We start from the raw sequence: 14,746 nt of genomic DNA, 5'->3' as shown, positions 1-14,746 counted from the left end.
ATAAAGTTTGGTGGCTCTAAGAGTAGTTCAGTACTGGCGAATCTCGTAGCGTTTCCACCGACCGGACCCGTGAGACCGAATGAGTTTGTAGCGCTGGAGGCCGTGGAGATACTTCCGTCGCATCCGTGCCGACTTCGCGCTGCTGCCCGCTCGTCGTTCGTACTCCGCTCGAAGCTCCCCGGCTTCGATTTCGCCGCGCTCTTTGATTATCTCGTAGAGCATCCGTTGGTGGGTGCTGAGTGCGTCGACGTGGCGGGAGTGTATCTCCTCGCGCGCGTCGTCGTCAACCTCGTCGACGATGTCGGGCGTGATCTGTCGGTGCTGCATCTCGACGGCCCACCGAGCCGACCGGCGGAGCAGCGCGATACCGAGCCGGGCGTCACCCGCGGCGACGTCGGCGATGTAGCTGACCGTCTCGTCGTTGACGGCGCCGTCGCGGAACCCGGCGTCGATGCGCCCCTGGAGGATGTCGCACATCTGGTCTTGGCTGTACTTGTCGAGACAGACCTTCTCGGCGCTGCGGAGTCGACTTCCGACGCGTCCGTTGAGTCCGGTGTCGTCATCGAGGTCTGCGAAGAGATCGTCCTCGTGGACGGTGATGAGAATGAGCGTCACGTTCGAGAGGTCGTAGAGTGCGGGAATCGTCGTTGGATCTTCGAGAACATCGACCTCGTCGAGGACGGCGACGAACTGCCCGTCGAGTTCGCGGATCCGGTCGACGAACGTCGATGCGGGAGTGCCTTCGATGCGGAGGTCCGCAGCGCGACCGGCGTGTCTTGCGAGACCGTGCAGGACCGCGGACTTCGAACTGTTCGACATGCAGTTGATGTAGCCCCAGCGGATGTCGAGAGCTTCGCGTTCGAGCTGTCGAAGGACGAACTTTGCAGTCGTCGTCTTGCCGGTGCCGCTGGGTCCGAAGATGAACGTGTGTTCTCCGGGGTCGCCGTTGGTGATCGGCCGCAGCGCCGAGGAGAGATGGGCGATTTGACCCTCGCGATGACAGAGTTCCTGAGGGATGAACTCTGGTCGAAGTGCCCTCGCGTCAGTAATCATGAATGTGGCAGTCTCAACAGCGGCTGATAAAGGTCAGGAGTGCAGAGCGAAAGTGAAAACGAACGGTTAGTGTTGGTCTTCGTCGAGTTGGTCGCGTAAGTGATCTATTTCGCGTTCGAGGCGTTCGATTCGGCCAAATCGGTTGAGGAACTCGTTGACGAGGTCGTCTTGACCGGCGTCTTTGAGTATCTCGATGTCTTCCTCGATTTGGTCCATTCGTTTTCGGGCTCGATAGCGGGCGTTTCGTCGATAACCGTCGGGGTCTTGCACGTCCTTCTCGCCGCGGAAGAAATCGCGTTCACCTTCGGATAGGATACCGGTGCTCACACTTGTTCGTGAGCGTTGCGCTGTCCCCATATAGTGGTACTCTATCCCTTGTGATATGAGCTTTGTCCCGTATAAGAGGCTTAGTGTCCCTGTATAACGGGACAAAATACTTGTAGTATGGGATATGAGGGGATGTATGGCAGAGACGAATGGTGGATACGACACGGGGATTCCTCACGACGAAATGAGCGTCGAGGAACTTCGCGAGGAGTACGCCGAACTGCACGAGCAAATGATGAGCGGCGTTCTCGAGGCAAATCGCCACGACCGGATGATGGGCGCATGGAACGAGCTTCGGGAGAGAACCGAAGTTGAACAGCCCGAGTGCCCCGAGTGTGGTGCACGCAACTGGGGATTTAGCGACCACACCGAGTGTCGAGACTGTGCGTTCGGTCCGGCAGATACGGACCTCTTGAACGACATACAGAGCGCGTGGGATTCGATTATGCACGCTGAGGTGAGTGCGTGATGGATACGAACACTGCTACTCCTCGAAAGGAGTGGGAGAAGAACAACGAGTCGTTCAACTACGAACCGCCGGAGGAGCCGCCAGAATACTGGTCGCCCGACGAGTTCACCGAACTCTGGGACCGTATGATCGGTCGGCAAGTAAAGTGGACGTGCAGTAAGTGCTCGCAGCCTTTCGGAAGTGTCGAGAAAGCACGTCGGCACGTTCAGAACCGCCACGGCGACCAGCTGCTCAAACAGTTCACTCCTGTGGAGGCGATGGACTCATGAGCAACAAGGACTCACTCGGCGAACTCCCGGACCGACTCAAGCCGAAGCGCCAAGGCTCGGAGAGTTGCGTTTCCTGCGGGGCATCGTTCAAAGCGGCAGTCAACAGCGTAGACGACCCGGACCGTGAACCTCTCATCATTCACTGTGTCGTCTGCGGGGAGAAGCTCTAGATTCACAATGGCTAATCGTCGTGTCGTAATTGAGAATCCAGAAGATACAGAGTCGGTCGAACAAGCGATTCGTGACGTGTTGGAAGCGTCCGATGAGGAGTTGGTCGCAGTTGAGGTTGAGCCAATCTCACGCGAACAGCACGAAGCGAATCAGGCGCTCGTAGAGTACATGAGGAAACGCAGATGAGTAGCACCGAACCCACCGTCGATAACTTGGAGTGCCACCACTGCGGTAAGGCTGTCTCCCGCTTGGAGGTTGGGCACTCTGGCGTCTGCCCCGCCTGCAACGGACGAATTGAGGTGTTCACCCCTCAATGAACGACGATGGACTCACCGCCGAAAGTAATCAGTGCCCGGAGTGCGGCGCTGAGATAACGGAGAAAGACCCGCTGTTGGGTCTCTGGATGTGCGACGACTGCGAGATCGGCTTCAACGACGCCGGGGCGGTGGTTGCCCGATGACGGACGTCAATCTCTGTAGCAGCTGCAGGTGGCAAGAATGCAGTTCAGAGGACACATTCAATCCCCACCGAAAGAAGTGCCCGTGTTGCGGTTCGAAGTTTGCCTTCCGAGAGGAAGTAAGGTGGTTCGAGTGAACGACGACTTGAACGCGGGTAGGTATCGACTCGCGAAACCGCTGCTATCCCTGGTTGTGATCGGTGCATTCGTTTGGCTGACCAAGGACGCACTCATATTCGCGGCGAGTATCCCATCCGCTGCGGCGTGCTCGATTGCTGTAAGCGTGAACGGAGCAGACCCAGCCACGTTTTGTGCTGGTGTCTTACCCGAGCAACCGCCTGTTTGGATGAACCTGTTAGTCGGGATTGTCATGGTAGTTCTCATCATTAGGACCTTCGGGAGAATGAGAACATGAGCGATAGCTTGGAGACAGAGATTGCTCGGAACCGCTACGTCTCCGTCTCTGACGGCTACTACTGCAACGAATGCGGGCACGAGTGGTTTGAAGACTCGGCAAAGCAGACAGTCAAAGCATGATAACGAAAAACGAAATAAAACGGATAATAAACGGCGAAGGACAGCCCGAATCGACCAATCAGGCTGAGGAGTTCGACCCGCACGAGCACGCGAAGGAGAGCCTTTCAGACTGGTCGGAGTCGGCCAGTACGTTCTACTACTGCGAGCTCTGCCAGCAGGTGTTCGTATCGTTCGATGTGTTTAGCGACCACCGGATGGCGTCGGACTTCGAGGCAGCGACAGACGGCGAAGATGAGTTTAGCGATTATAAGGTGCTTCGGGCAGGAGACAAAATCCCGAAATACGCACGAGTCGGCGAGATTGCCCCGTGTAAACCTCTGAGCCCGGTGAAAAGTGGGGGGACCTATTTCCATGCGACTCTAATTCGGTCGAAGACTTACGACCCAGCCAACGGCATTCCTTCTGGAACTGTTGAAGTTCTGGCGGGCAGATGTGATGATGGCATAGCACGCAGCGTCTCCGGCACTCGAAAGCAGGAGATCGTGTCCATCCGGTGTGATGTGCTGAAAACATACGAGAGTGAGGAAGGAATGAGTAAGGACGAAATCATAGAGTGGGCAGCAGAACAGGTGGCGGAAGACGACGAGCTCCTCGAAAGCGAATCAATCCGGTATCTAAGAGTCAACGGCGAGAAAATCGAGGTCAGAGAAAGTGAGAGCCTCCTCGGGAGGCTGTTCGGATGACCGCCGACGAGTCCTCTCAACGTATTCCGCTCGCCGAGATGGAGTGCGAACACGACGACTGTGAGGAGACACCGGAGTGGATAGCTGATGGCGAGAACATGACGCCGACGTTCGTCTGCGACGATCACCACGATGTCTTCCCTTCGGAGGTGTTGTCGCGTGTCGAGTGATGGAGACGCCCGACGTACCTATCTCGAACGCATGGCCGCTGACGAAGATGTGAAGGTCATCACCGCTCGACGAGCCGTGTTCAACGTCTTCGCGATCTTCGGCACGTTTTTTGCGTCATTATCCGTCGTGCTCTATCTCGCCAAAGGCGGGTCGCTGCCCTTTGCCATCAGCGTAGGGTATGCCTTTGGCGCTGGAATGGCGCTGTTCTACTACTTTGGACACCGAGACAAGTTTCCAGCAATCAGGGTGAATGCATGAACTCCGACGAGTCCCAGACGCGAGTACATCGGCTCAAAACCAGGCTCACTGGCTGGTTCGTGAACTCAGATGTTCCTTCGGGCGGCGAATGGATCGAGACCCCCAACGGTCCGATATTCATTCTCGACAACCCAGCGAAGCTCACAAAAGATGAAATACGGCGACGTGAAGAGGAGGGTTTCACCCGTGAGTGATTCCTCCCAATCCCGGAGCTATCGAGAAATCATCGGCGGTGTAGATCTCCCATTGGAAGAGAAGGCGAGAGAGGTAGTCGTCGAGTATGACGACGGAACTGTCCGTCGTGAAATCGAAGTGGTGCGGAATGGGAGATACGTCCCCCGATTCCAGGAGATGGCAGAAAATGACGAGTGATGGAGTCCTCGGTGCTATGCGTCGTCGCCTTTGCGACCACGTCTGGTTCACGTCGGCAGACGTCGACGGCGGTCACTTCCCGGCTGAACAACCGTACTACGTCGCTGAATGCGCGAAGTGCGGGAAAGAGACTGAGGTGATCATCGAATGACGGGTGTGGTGCGACAAGGAATCAACTTGGAGATCTGGGGATGACCGCTGATTCTGTTCGGGCACGTTGCGGAGAGTGTAATTTGATTTGGGAGGCGGAGATGCTAAACCTCGTAAGCCGAGACCCCGATGCAACGCCTTTGTCGAACTACTGCCCGAATTGCGGCGGAACAGAAGTCACAACCGAGGATGTGAGCTTCTTTGGATAGACGGCCCGACTCCATCAACGCTTAACACTTTCTCGCGTGCGGACGTAACCCAAGTCGATGAGCGACCAACTCGAGGAGAATCGTCGAAAGAAAGCGCCCGGTAGAACGTGTCCGATCTGTGGGGAGCATCTCGATAACAACCAGCTCCCGAATCATCTGCGCGAAGTTCACTCGGACTAATCGTCGACGTGTCTCAGGTAGGTGTTTTTCCGTTTGACAGCATCGTAAACCGTCGTGAGCGGAAGACCAGTCTCGTCGGCGACGACCCGGAACGACGCGCCCGACTCCTTCATCTGGATAGCCTCGACGATGGTTTCGAACTCGTCGTCGGGAACCCAGTACTCACCGGCGCCGTCGAACTGGAGTCCGCGCGGAGGACGACCGTGGTCGAAGCCGTTCGCGATGCGCTCGGCGGTGGCGCGCTTCGAGCGCTCGATTTCCTTCCGCTTCTGGACGTCGTCGGCGGTTGCCTGAATCGACTGCTGAACGAGTTCCCAGTCGTCGTCGAGGTCGACGGCGCGGCCGAGTTCGTACGAGTGAAGGTCGACTCCGGCGGCGTCGAGATCGAGGAGGAGCCGAAGGCGTTCCTTCCGGTCGCGCGAGAGCCGGGAGAGGTTCGGGACGATGACCGCGTCGACGTGGTCGCGGTCAACGTACTCAAGGAGCGCTTGGTACTCGGGGCGATCATCGTCGAACCCGGAGGAACGCTTCCCCTCGTTATAGGTTCTCACGAGGCCGAGGCCGTGCTCGTCGGCGTAGTCCTCGACATCGCGCTGCTGACGTTCGAGTGACTTCCCGTCTTGGGAGAGTCGGAGGTAAGCGACTGCGTGGTCAGTCATCGTCGACGACTCGGAGTTCGAGAGTGGTTCCGTTCTTGACGGTCCAGTCGAAGCGCTTGCCCTCAAGGTCGAACGCCTCGACGAGCGCGATTGGAACGGTCGTTTTGAAGTGACGTTCGCCAGCCTTGTTGATCGACGTTTTCGGCATTGGTTCGGTCCGTACTATTCTCAGTACTATATTAAGTACTATGTAGGGGTGTTTGGGATAGGTGGGTTACTCGAACGCTCTCAGTCATCGATTACCTCCTTCATCTGGACGAACGTCCCGTTCGGCAGTTCACAGTAGAGACCACCGTCCGACCCGACAGCCCGTTCGATCCAGAGATTACCGTCCCGCTGCTCGCACCACTCTCGGCTCTCCGTCATGAAGTTCTTCATCTCCGGACTCGACGCGACTTCGAGAGTGATGCCCATACCGAAGAGGATGGCGAAGACGAGAACGATGGCGACGAATGTCGCACCTCCAATCCAGCTACTCATCGTTTAGTACCTCAAAGGATGGCTTCTGTACCAAACAGTAGCGACCGAAAAGAAGAACGATGGGACTGACGCTCGCCGGTCACGAGTTGCAGTGAGTGGGCGATTGTCTAATTCTAGAGAAGAAGTACCGAAAACAGCGACCGAACGCTAGCCGCGCGGCTCACGAGTCGGCGAGCGCGGAGAGGAAACAGGGGGTTAGCCGTGCTCGGTCTTCGCCAGCTCGTCCAGCATCTCCTTGCCGGGGACGGGCGGGTCGGTGTCGTCCTCGTCGAACGTCTGCGACGCCCACCGCCGGACGAAGATGTTCAGCGCCGCCCACGCATTCAGCAGGAGAATTCCCATCATCCAGACGAACCGGCGAGTGCCAAGATCGCGGGACTTCGTCTGCGGGATAAACTGGTACTTGATCTGCCGAAAGGCCGTCTCGATACTCCAGCGACGACGGTAGCGTTCGGCCTGTCCCCACACCGTCCGCTTGTTGTCGTGTGCGACGGGTTTCATCGCCGGGTCGATCCCCGCGCTGTTGATCTCCTTGTTCGTCAGGAACGCGACGTACTCCACGTCATCGTCGGGAGCGAGATCGGCGAACGTGAGCTGGCCCTCGGGTTCGTTGAATCCGAAGTCCTCGAACCCGGCCTGCGAGTGCTCATCGTGCCGAGTCTCGCCCCGCTTCACGTCGATCTTCCCGCGCTTCTCCACGGCGAACAGCGTGGTCTTGTGCTCGCGGGTTGACTTCCCTTCTTGGAGCGTGTACTCGGTGTACGCCGCCTTTCCGGTGAACCCCTCCAGTTCGTCCTTCACCCCGGTGGTGTGGCGCATCTTGAAGACGTAGTCCTCGCCGTTCTGGTTGATGTGCCGGCAGTTCGCCACGCTGGCGAACTCCGAGTCAGCGTAGAACGCTTCGACGTCCACGAGGTCGAGCGACCGGTCGATGAGGTACCGGACGGCCTTCGGCATCTTGTCGCCTGGAACCATCGAGACGTTGGCGAGAACGACCGCCCGTCCGTCGATGATGGCGGTCGCGGTAAGGTCTTTCCAGCCGTAGTTTGTGGGAAGGTACGACTCACGGTAGACTCCCTCGGGCCGGTCGTCGGCACCGTCCGGGTGCTTGTGGTAGTCTCGAACCGACCCGTCGATACAGACCGGTACCTCGCCGTCGATTATGTCTTCGTCCTTCAGTTCCTGGACGAAGCGACCGATGCCTTCCTCGGTCGTGGAGTGCCAGTCGTCGGTACCGCCGTACTCGTCGTTGAGGTTGACGCTCGGGTTCAGCGGCGGCATCCAGATTGTCCGACCGTCGCGTAGCTTGGTCTTTTCGCGTTCCTTGTTGCGAAGCGCTCTGCGATACGTCTCCGGGTCGAAGGGCGCTTCATCGAGTTCTTCGTCGGCGACGTAGGCGTTCATCGATTCCGGCGTCATCTCCCGACGACGCGCCAGCCACGCGGCGTAGTCGGTGAGGTCTTCGGACGGAACCGAGACGTTCTCCGCTCGCTCGAAGTCAACAACGTCGGTGAGGATCGGGCGGATGCGCTCGTAGGCGTCTTCTTTCGCGGACTGGCGGATACCTTCGGGGCTGAACTCAGGGTACGAGAGTGACTGATCGTGAACGCCCATCGCCATGAGGACGCCGTCCATCCCCCACCCGATGGCGTCCCGGAGATCGTACGCCTGTTTCCGGATGTAGTCGTGAGCGCCGTCGAACTGTTCGTTCCAGCTGCGGCGGATGGTCTCACGACTCCGTGGTTTCTCCAGGCCGAGACGAGAAACCACACCGTCGTACTTCTTGAGGTGGCGCTCGGCGTCGGGGAACGACTCCAGGTCTTCGACGAGGTGGCGGTAGACGTGGACGCGGGCCATCGCCATGACGTCCTCCTGCCCGCGCCCCTCGTAGCCGTCTTCCTTCGGATGCATCGGGAAGACGCGGTCTGCGACCTTCTGAGCGATGTATTCGTAGTCCCAAGGCCGTGGCTCTGTAATATCGACGAAGCCTTCAGAAGCGATGTCGGCGGCGATCTCGTCCTGTACTCCCCCGCGTCTTGTCACGTGTGCGCGACTAGTAGCCTACCGGGACTTAAATGGATTCCGACGAGAATTTATCCACGAACTCCTTCATTCCCATGACGTAGTCTTCTTCATCGTCGTAGATACTCTCCATACGCACCTGGAGGTTATGGAAATCGAGACGAAGAGTACGGTACGTGTGGTGATAGTTAGTGGATGAGATGCCGTACCCCTTCGTCCCCGTATCGCTCTGCTTCAGATCGTCCAAGACGATTCGAGCCATGTAGTCTGGTTGCTCCCAACGGTCTTGGCCGCGCTTCAGTGCTTGAGAAACCAACTCTTCCAGTTTGTGAGATTCCTGGTGAGTGTAGAGGTGAACGCCAACGTCCTCGATAACGACCTGTCCACGGTTGCCCATCTACTTCACCTCCCGCGGATCTTCAACCAGCTCGTAGAAGCCACGCGTCAACCGTCGTACCCACCCAGCCTTTTCGAGGTTGTTCAGCGCTGGATCGACGCGCTCGGCTGGCATCGAGGTCTGTTCTCGCACGTATCGGTTCGTAACCCGGCCACAGGGCTCATCCTTGATAAAATCAAGCACCTTGTCCTCGTGAGCATTCGGTTCGTAGTTCTCGTTGACCATGTTCTTGACCGCCATCTATACTCGCATTATCGTTCCGATATGCACTAACTCTTTGGGTGCTGTTGGAGTGGCTTAAGCAGTCCAAAGAACTAAGCCGTTCGACGTTGATATGTGTGATATGGGCGAATCAACAACCAAATCAAACGATGTGTACGAGAGGTTCAGCGGGTATCCCGTTTGGTCAAGTGCTGGCCTGCGGTTCATCGGCTATGTGATGACTGCGCTCATGGTCGGTGTGACACTCGGCCAATTCATCCAGATTACACGGTATGCGAAGGAGGGCGTGGTGCCGTTCGCGCTTCAAACGTATGCCGCCGAGTTCAACCCTGGAACAATCATCGGCCCACTCTTCGCTATTGGGCTGGTGTGGGCAGCTCACCGCTATCACCGGAGTATCGACGAGGCATTCCAGCCGTGGCTGGAATTCTTGACAGCACTTGATAACGAGCATTTCGAGGTTGAAGGCCCTGTACAGGCCGATAATATCAGGTTGAACAAGATGATTCTCAAGGCTCTCGCTCCTGCGCTTGTGGTTGTCCTCCCCCTAGTCGTTTACTCTGGAACTGGCAGCATGGAGGAAACGGTTCTGAACGGCTTGGTTTGGCCAGCGATGGTTCTCACCGGCTGGCTCTTGTGGCGGCAAGTCCGACGCAATCCCCCGGAGGCGGACTTCCGTGAAAAGGAGAAGACAGCATGATGTGCGACAACTGCGGTCGTGCGACCCGGAGGGGCGACTCGAAAGAGATCGAGGGGACGCGCTACTGCGGGCGCTCGTCATGTAAGGATGCGTTCAACAAGCACCGAGTCGCAGCTGACGACACGAAGTACGTTCACTGGAAATGAGGACAATATTTCAACAATGTTCGTATGGCAAGCAATCAAACTTGGAGGTACTGATCGTTCAATTCGACCTCCCACTCCAGCGCCTCGAGGCGGAGCTGTGTCGCCGACCAGAACGAGAGTGCCGCGAACGCGAGTCCGGCAAACATCGTCCACGTCTCCCCTGTCTTCGACCCGTAGTAGAGTCCTGCGACCCCGGCCGCGATTCCGATACGGAAGTTCCACTTCGCGATGTTGCGGTGCGTTCTGATGTCGACCTCCGGATAGTCCGTATGTCCTGGGCCGTCCGTCGGCAGGAAACGTTCCACCGTCTCGCGTACGCGCTCGAACATCACTCCATCAACCTCCGTCCCCAGGAGTACTGGCGAAGCTTCGCCTCGATCGCGTCGGCGTTGTCCTCAACGTACATTGTGAGCGCTGGTACTGCGGTCAGTAGTGCGAACATGAGACTCATCGACCGGGACATCTGGACCATCTCGGCCGGTGCATCGAGCGGGACCGACGTACTCGTGTAAATCCCGCCAGCGAAGAACAGCGAGAGAGCGTAGCGGACGTGCCGAACCGGCTTGATGTGCTTCGCAGGTCTGAGGATGTCGTCGAACTGCTTGACGAACATCCAGATGAACGCAGGAGACAGCGCAGTCATCAGGTAGAACAACTCCATCGCGTTCTCGGTCGGCATCGTACCAGCCTCTCCGAGCGCCTGGAAGACGGTCGCACTTGCGAGCCACAGAATCATCAGGAAGCAGGTAGTCATCATCCGAAACGGAACACCGCTCGGGTCGACGTGCTCGGAGATCTCCTCCCAAGTACTCTTCTCGGAGTCTTCGGCCTCGAAGTCCGCCTGGTCGAGTTGCTCCTCGAGTTCGTCCTCGTCGATCTCTCCGTCGACGTATCGCTGCTTCGTCCGCTCGACCGTCTTTGTCTTGTCCATTAGACTTCCTCCAGCCGCGCTTCCCCACGCTCATAGTCGTGGTTGACACGATACGTCTCAGTATCGTCGCGGACGAACGACAGACCCATCAGCTGCTCATCGCTCACCTCGTCGACGTGCGGTAACTCTTTCTGCGCGTGACGCCGTCGGCGAACGCTCGAAATCAGCAACCACGGCAACAGGATTGGTAGCGAGAGCATCAAGAGCGACCAGAACGCGATCTCCTCCGGGAGCGAATTGCCTTCTTCGGGCCGCCCTCGACCAGAGTCTGGTGGCCCAAACCGTGGTTTGAGGACCCAACCTGCGAGCACACCAGCCCGAGCGACCAGGTCGCCGGCCCAAACGCCGAGGCTTGTCTTCGAGGCACCCTCGCTGCGAAGCGTTCGGATGAGGAGAGCCGGAGACCCGATGAGGCCCAAGGCGCTCGAAGTAACACTACGACCGCGGTCTATCTTTGCATCGTTCATCCCGTTTTGCCAACGCTGCGAGATGAACTCCGCGAAATCGTGGTCTCGGTCGTGGAGCACTTCGACGGGAGCAAAGGCTATCCGGCCATCGTCTCCCAAAACTCGTGCTGCGAAGTCAGCATCCTCTCCGCGACTGAGTGACTCGTCGAAGCGCTTGTCACCGATCACCTCACGCCGGTACGCGACGTTTCCAGTCCCGAACAGTCGATGCGTGGCGATAGTCCCGACGCTAACGCCATTCTCATCGGTGTCTTCCGGAACCTGATGTTTGTGAGCTCGTGCTGAGTACGCCCGCGCTGCTATCTTGTGCTCTATTCTCGGATGAGGTCGGCAGACGCCGCCGACGGCAGCAACATTGTATGCGTCGAATGTCCCGACGAGGACACTCAACCAGTCCCGTGGTGCTACGCAGTCATCGTCGGTGAACGCGACGATCTCCCCGGATGCCTTGGCGAGTCCGGCGTTTCGACTCTCGGAGGCATTGGAGTCATCGTCTGCTCGCACGCGTTCGAGGGTAAGCGACGTCTGAGCTTGGTCGAGCACTCTCTCGGTCTCTTCGTCGAACGGGCCACAGACGATAACGCGGAACTCACCACAGTAGTCCTGGTCGGTGAGACTCGCTAGAAGCGCTGCGAGCTTCGGCGGCCTGTAGTAGGTTGGAACGATAACAGATACCCGCGGACTCGATTTGTCTCGACTCATCTCTGACCACCAGTATCGGATGAGTGGTGCGCAGTCTCTGCTATCTGAGTCGTCGTCTGTTCGTCGCGGTCGAGCGTCTGGTTCTGTGGAATGGTCTGTGACTTCATGCTGACTGCCTCCAGCTGCGGCTCAGGAGTCGGGGGAGCTCACGCCCGGCCGCCCGGCGGCGGCCGCGAACGCGACGAACTCCGGTTCGGTCGGTTCGGCCGGTCGGGTCGGGGTCCTTCGCGTATCTTAAGTTAATATAAACACGGGGGTGGGGTGGGGGGGTCCCCCCCTCATTGGACCCCGTGGCTGGCTTACTGGACATCGAGATCTGCCTCCCGAACGAGGAGTTTCTTGACCTGTTTCGACTCTGCTTCCGATACACCAAAGTCCACTTTCAACAGGTCCCGATCCAGGTACTCGCCACCCGGCGATTCCGAGATATAATCCTCTACACGGTCCTCGGAGATGATCTGGTCGACAATTTCGTGCGGAGAGAGGTCGTCATCCTCTTCCGCCGATTCCGCTCGTACTTTCTCCAATAGACTTGCGTTGAGGTCGTCGGTATACCCACTCTTGACATCCTCGTAGGACTCGATGAGTTCTGGGCTGGGTAGTCCAAATTGGACATACCGATACATCCGGCGGATGCCTCGGTCGTCAACCATGCGGTAGAACTTCCGGTAAGTCTTCCCGGTCTCATGGTTCGTCTGGATGTATTTGAACCGGGCTTTTGAGACCATCTCGTCCTCATCCTTGTCGACCATGTCGACCAAGTGGTGGAACCGACGCCGAACGTGAGAGTCGATCAAGTCGAAGTCAGGGGCGGTGAACACCGCTCCCTTGTTCTGGTTTCGCCACGTCTGAGTGAGCGAGTCCAGAACCTCGTTTGCGATGTCCCACCAGTTACGGTTCCCCGCTGCGACGCCAGCCTCTTCGAGGACAAAGACCGAGCCGGGACCGAACGAGTCGTCGTTGACGAGTTCGAGGAACTCCTCGACGCTGAACGCGATGTTGTCAATGGAGAAGTTTGGGTCGAGGGCTTCTCCGAGACGCACCGCGGCGTAGGACTTCCCGCTGCCAGTTTCACCGACGCAGCAGCACATCCAGTTTTCGTTGTGGATGTTCATCCGCGGCCAAATCTTCCGGCGGAGCATGATGTTGTTCCGAACCGGTTCGGGCATCGCACCGTAGTACTCTTTCAGGCTGACCCCATTGCTGATGTGGGGACTCTCCTGAATTGCTTCGATACTGCTCATACCGGATCAGTCGTCCCCTCCTGCAGCGCGACCTCGGGACTGAACCCGAGTCTTGCAGCGGCGTCGTCGAGGACACCGGCAATATCGATGAGCACGTCAGCGGGGAGGACGAGCGGACGCTCGGTGCGTTTTGGTGGGAGAGTTCCGCGCATCGTCCGCTGCTCCTCGATGTTCGTCTCGGTTTCGTCCTCTAACTCTTCGAGCCAGTCGAGGCCTTCAATCGGCTTGTCGACAGAGACCGTCTCGGTCGAGATAGTGGGTTTACCGCCGTCGATCTGCGCCTTGACGTTCTGCTGTTCGACCTCCGTGGGCTGAGTGAGTTTCTTGCTCAGAACCTCGTTTTCCCAGAAGTTGTTGACGATGCCCTCCTTCCGGAGCGGTCGGAGTGCGTGGTAGTAGTCGAGAAGCGCGGTCTGGAAGTCCTCACGCTTCGAGCGCGGCACCGTGTTGAATCGAAGATTCGCACGGAGACAGATGACTCGCTCCTCGTGGACGCGGATCTGCGCTGCCTCGATGAGCTTCTCGCGGGTCGTCTTCCGCGGCATCCCGTCCTCGTTAGGCATCGGACACCCCCTCCGGCAATATGACGATTGCGCCGTGGAAGGTCGCGACGTGGACGTCGTCGCCGATACCGAGTCCGAGCATCCGCAACCCGAAGTCCGTCGGATTGACGTAGGGACATCCGTTGTTCGACGAAACGGTTCGTGTCTCGACGTTCAGCGCGACATCGTCGGGGCGCTCCGCGCGCTTGAGCTCCTCGACATAATGCCGTGCTGAACCAGCTAATTCCGGTGACATTCACCACGACACGAATCCCCCCGTTAATAAGCAGTTGGTAGGCTACATGAGGGGACACATGCCGGGCCACGTGTGCCAACATCAACTCGTCAAAATCATTATACTATAGCGGAATCGCGGGAGTTCCATGGCCGCAGCTGCCATTCAACCGGAAACCCGTGGGCTCGCACCCGCGGCTCGAATTGGACTGGGAACGGAACAACCTGACAGCCCTGGCATCGTCGATCGTGCAATCGACGCTGCCGACGCTGTTCGTGAAGACGCGGACTTCAAGCTCTGGAACGCGACGCTCGCGGGAAAGGCATTCGCCAACAAGACCGTTGGCGAAGTCTCCGTCGACGAGGTCCACGAAGCCGAGACGACGACCGCCAAGATCGGCGGCTCGGTCATGGTCGTCGCCCGCGGTATCATCGTCGCAGTCGTGGCGCTGATCGTTCTCGGTGCGCTGTACGGGACCGACATCGTGTCTGACCCGGACACCGAGAACGAGTGGACGAACATGACCGATACGTTCGCAGACTACGGGACGACGGCCTTCACGCTCATCGGAGTCGGCCTGATCGCAGTCGGTGCCGGCGTCGCGCTCAGCTACTTCGGTGGCATGGGCAACGGCGGCGGCGGGCGGTAACGTAGCGAACACACCCACTTTTTGCGGGTAAGCCACCAGAAACA

Annotated in this window: 25 protein-coding genes; 11 read left to right on the top strand and 14 right to left on the bottom strand. The window is 58.2% G+C overall.

Features of this window, described 5'->3' with window-relative positions; translation table 11 throughout:
• Positions 1–27: 27 nt before the first annotated feature.
• Both LAQ74_RS12715 and LAQ74_RS12710 read right to left on the bottom strand, forming a co-directional pair.
• Positions 28–1,053, bottom strand: coding sequence for a Cdc6/Cdc18 family protein (locus LAQ74_RS12715; RefSeq protein ID WP_224332905.1), 1,026 nt, complete (start codon positions 1,051–1,053; stop codon positions 28–30).
• 66 nt (positions 1,054–1,119) lie between these two features.
• A complete protein-coding gene (locus LAQ74_RS12710) occupies positions 1,120–1,269 on the bottom strand; it encodes a hypothetical protein (RefSeq protein WP_224332904.1) in 150 nt (49 codons plus the stop codon).
• A 247-nt stretch (positions 1,270–1,516) separates the two neighbouring features.
• On the opposite strand from LAQ74_RS12710, the gene LAQ74_RS12705 reads away from it, so the two are divergent.
• From LAQ74_RS12705 to LAQ74_RS12670, 9 genes are all read left to right on the top strand, one after another.
• Positions 1,517–1,849, top strand: a complete 333-nt coding sequence (locus LAQ74_RS12705) for a hypothetical protein (RefSeq protein WP_224332903.1) — start codon at positions 1,517–1,519, stop codon at positions 1,847–1,849.
• On the top strand, positions 1,849–2,118 hold the full coding sequence (locus tag LAQ74_RS12700; protein ID WP_224332902.1) for a hypothetical protein: 270 nt from the start codon (positions 1,849–1,851) through the stop codon (positions 2,116–2,118). The genes LAQ74_RS12705 and LAQ74_RS12700 overlap by 1 nt, the downstream gene beginning before the upstream one ends.
• On the top strand, positions 2,115–2,288 hold the full coding sequence (locus tag LAQ74_RS12695) for a hypothetical protein (protein WP_224332901.1): 174 nt from the start codon (positions 2,115–2,117) through the stop codon (positions 2,286–2,288). Before LAQ74_RS12700 ends, LAQ74_RS12695 begins: the two co-directional genes overlap by 4 nt.
• Before the next feature lie 314 nt (positions 2,289–2,602).
• A complete protein-coding gene (locus LAQ74_RS12690; protein ID WP_224332900.1) occupies positions 2,603–2,749 on the top strand; it encodes a hypothetical protein in 147 nt (48 codons plus the stop codon).
• Positions 2,750–3,157: 408 nt separating this feature from the next.
• Positions 3,158–3,283, top strand: a complete 126-nt coding sequence (locus LAQ74_RS20380) for a hypothetical protein (RefSeq protein WP_255647684.1) — start codon at positions 3,158–3,160, stop codon at positions 3,281–3,283.
• On the top strand, positions 3,280–3,966 hold the full coding sequence (locus tag LAQ74_RS12685; RefSeq protein ID WP_224332899.1) for a hypothetical protein: 687 nt from the start codon (positions 3,280–3,282) through the stop codon (positions 3,964–3,966). Before LAQ74_RS20380 ends, LAQ74_RS12685 begins: the two co-directional genes overlap by 4 nt.
• Entirely contained in the window at positions 3,963–4,136 is a 174-nt protein-coding gene (locus tag LAQ74_RS12680; RefSeq protein ID WP_224332898.1) for a hypothetical protein, read from the top strand. Before LAQ74_RS12685 ends, LAQ74_RS12680 begins: the two co-directional genes overlap by 4 nt.
• On the top strand, positions 4,126–4,395 hold the full coding sequence (locus LAQ74_RS12675) for a hypothetical protein (RefSeq protein ID WP_224332897.1): 270 nt from the start codon (positions 4,126–4,128) through the stop codon (positions 4,393–4,395). The genes LAQ74_RS12680 and LAQ74_RS12675 overlap by 11 nt, the downstream gene beginning before the upstream one ends.
• A gap of 150 nt (positions 4,396–4,545) precedes the next feature.
• Positions 4,546–4,767, top strand: a complete 222-nt coding sequence (locus tag LAQ74_RS12670) for a hypothetical protein (protein ID WP_224332896.1) — start codon at positions 4,546–4,548, stop codon at positions 4,765–4,767.
• 535 nt (positions 4,768–5,302) lie between these two features.
• Here LAQ74_RS12670 and LAQ74_RS12665 read toward each other — a convergent pair.
• The 6 genes from LAQ74_RS12665 to LAQ74_RS12640 form a co-directional block, all read right to left on the bottom strand.
• Positions 5,303–5,965: a recombinase family protein gene (locus LAQ74_RS12665; protein WP_224332895.1), complete on the bottom strand. Its 663-nt coding sequence runs from the start codon at positions 5,963–5,965 to the stop codon at positions 5,303–5,305.
• The gene (locus tag LAQ74_RS12660) at positions 5,958–6,113 is read right to left on the bottom strand and encodes a hypothetical protein (RefSeq protein WP_224332894.1); all 156 of its coding nucleotides are present in this window, start codon (positions 6,111–6,113) and stop codon (positions 5,958–5,960) included. Before LAQ74_RS12660 ends, LAQ74_RS12665 begins: the two co-directional genes overlap by 8 nt.
• Before the next feature lie 80 nt (positions 6,114–6,193).
• Positions 6,194–6,445, bottom strand: a complete 252-nt coding sequence (locus LAQ74_RS12655; protein WP_224332893.1) for a hypothetical protein — start codon at positions 6,443–6,445, stop codon at positions 6,194–6,196.
• Positions 6,446–6,640: 195 nt separating this feature from the next.
• Entirely contained in the window at positions 6,641–8,488 is a 1,848-nt protein-coding gene (locus LAQ74_RS12650) for a transposase (protein ID WP_224332892.1), read from the bottom strand.
• Between the two features lie 28 nt (positions 8,489–8,516).
• Positions 8,517–8,864 carry a hypothetical protein gene (locus LAQ74_RS12645; RefSeq protein WP_224332891.1) on the bottom strand — a complete coding sequence of 116 codons (348 nt, stop codon included), beginning with the start codon at positions 8,862–8,864 and terminating at the stop codon, positions 8,517–8,519.
• Complete coding sequence (locus LAQ74_RS12640) at positions 8,865–9,104, bottom strand: MarR family transcriptional regulator (protein ID WP_224332890.1); 240 nt, start codon at positions 9,102–9,104, stop codon at positions 8,865–8,867. It abuts the gene before it with no gap.
• A gap of 103 nt (positions 9,105–9,207) precedes the next feature.
• On the opposite strand from LAQ74_RS12640, the gene LAQ74_RS12635 reads away from it, so the two are divergent.
• The gene (locus LAQ74_RS12635) at positions 9,208–9,786 is read left to right on the top strand and encodes a hypothetical protein (RefSeq protein WP_224332889.1); all 579 of its coding nucleotides are present in this window, start codon (positions 9,208–9,210) and stop codon (positions 9,784–9,786) included.
• Between the two features lie 181 nt (positions 9,787–9,967).
• On the opposite strand, the gene LAQ74_RS12630 is transcribed toward LAQ74_RS12635, so the two are convergent.
• The 6 genes from LAQ74_RS12630 to LAQ74_RS12605 all read right to left on the bottom strand — a co-directional run bounded on the left by LAQ74_RS12630 (position 9,968) and on the right by LAQ74_RS12605 (position 14,074).
• Positions 9,968–10,261: a hypothetical protein gene (locus LAQ74_RS12630; protein ID WP_224332888.1), complete on the bottom strand. Its 294-nt coding sequence runs from the start codon at positions 10,259–10,261 to the stop codon at positions 9,968–9,970.
• Positions 10,261–10,863, bottom strand: a complete 603-nt coding sequence (locus LAQ74_RS12625) for a hypothetical protein (RefSeq protein WP_224332887.1) — start codon at positions 10,861–10,863, stop codon at positions 10,261–10,263. The genes LAQ74_RS12630 and LAQ74_RS12625 overlap by 1 nt, the downstream gene beginning before the upstream one ends.
• A complete protein-coding gene (locus tag LAQ74_RS12620) occupies positions 10,863–12,032 on the bottom strand; it encodes a glycosyltransferase family 2 protein (protein WP_224332886.1) in 1,170 nt (389 codons plus the stop codon). The genes LAQ74_RS12625 and LAQ74_RS12620 overlap by 1 nt, the downstream gene beginning before the upstream one ends.
• A gap of 299 nt (positions 12,033–12,331) precedes the next feature.
• A complete protein-coding gene (locus tag LAQ74_RS12615) occupies positions 12,332–13,276 on the bottom strand; it encodes a hypothetical protein (protein WP_224332885.1) in 945 nt (314 codons plus the stop codon).
• A complete protein-coding gene (locus LAQ74_RS12610; RefSeq protein WP_224332884.1) occupies positions 13,273–13,839 on the bottom strand; it encodes a hypothetical protein in 567 nt (188 codons plus the stop codon). Before LAQ74_RS12610 ends, LAQ74_RS12615 begins: the two co-directional genes overlap by 4 nt.
• Complete coding sequence (locus LAQ74_RS12605) at positions 13,832–14,074, bottom strand: hypothetical protein (RefSeq protein WP_224332883.1); 243 nt, start codon at positions 14,072–14,074, stop codon at positions 13,832–13,834. Before LAQ74_RS12605 ends, LAQ74_RS12610 begins: the two co-directional genes overlap by 8 nt.
• Positions 14,075–14,201: 127 nt before the next feature.
• Here LAQ74_RS12605 and LAQ74_RS12600 point away from each other — a divergent pair, with 127 nt between their 5' ends.
• Positions 14,202–14,702, top strand: a complete 501-nt coding sequence (locus tag LAQ74_RS12600) for a hypothetical protein (RefSeq protein ID WP_224332882.1) — start codon at positions 14,202–14,204, stop codon at positions 14,700–14,702.
• Positions 14,703–14,746 lie beyond the last annotated feature (44 nt).

The sequence above is a fragment of the Haloprofundus halobius genome, assembly GCF_020097835.1.
GTDB lineage: Archaea > Halobacteriota > Halobacteria > Halobacteriales > Haloferacaceae > Haloprofundus > Haloprofundus halobius.
The sequence above is the reverse complement of the archived record's forward strand: the minus strand, read 5'-3'. Positions and strand labels throughout refer to the sequence as shown.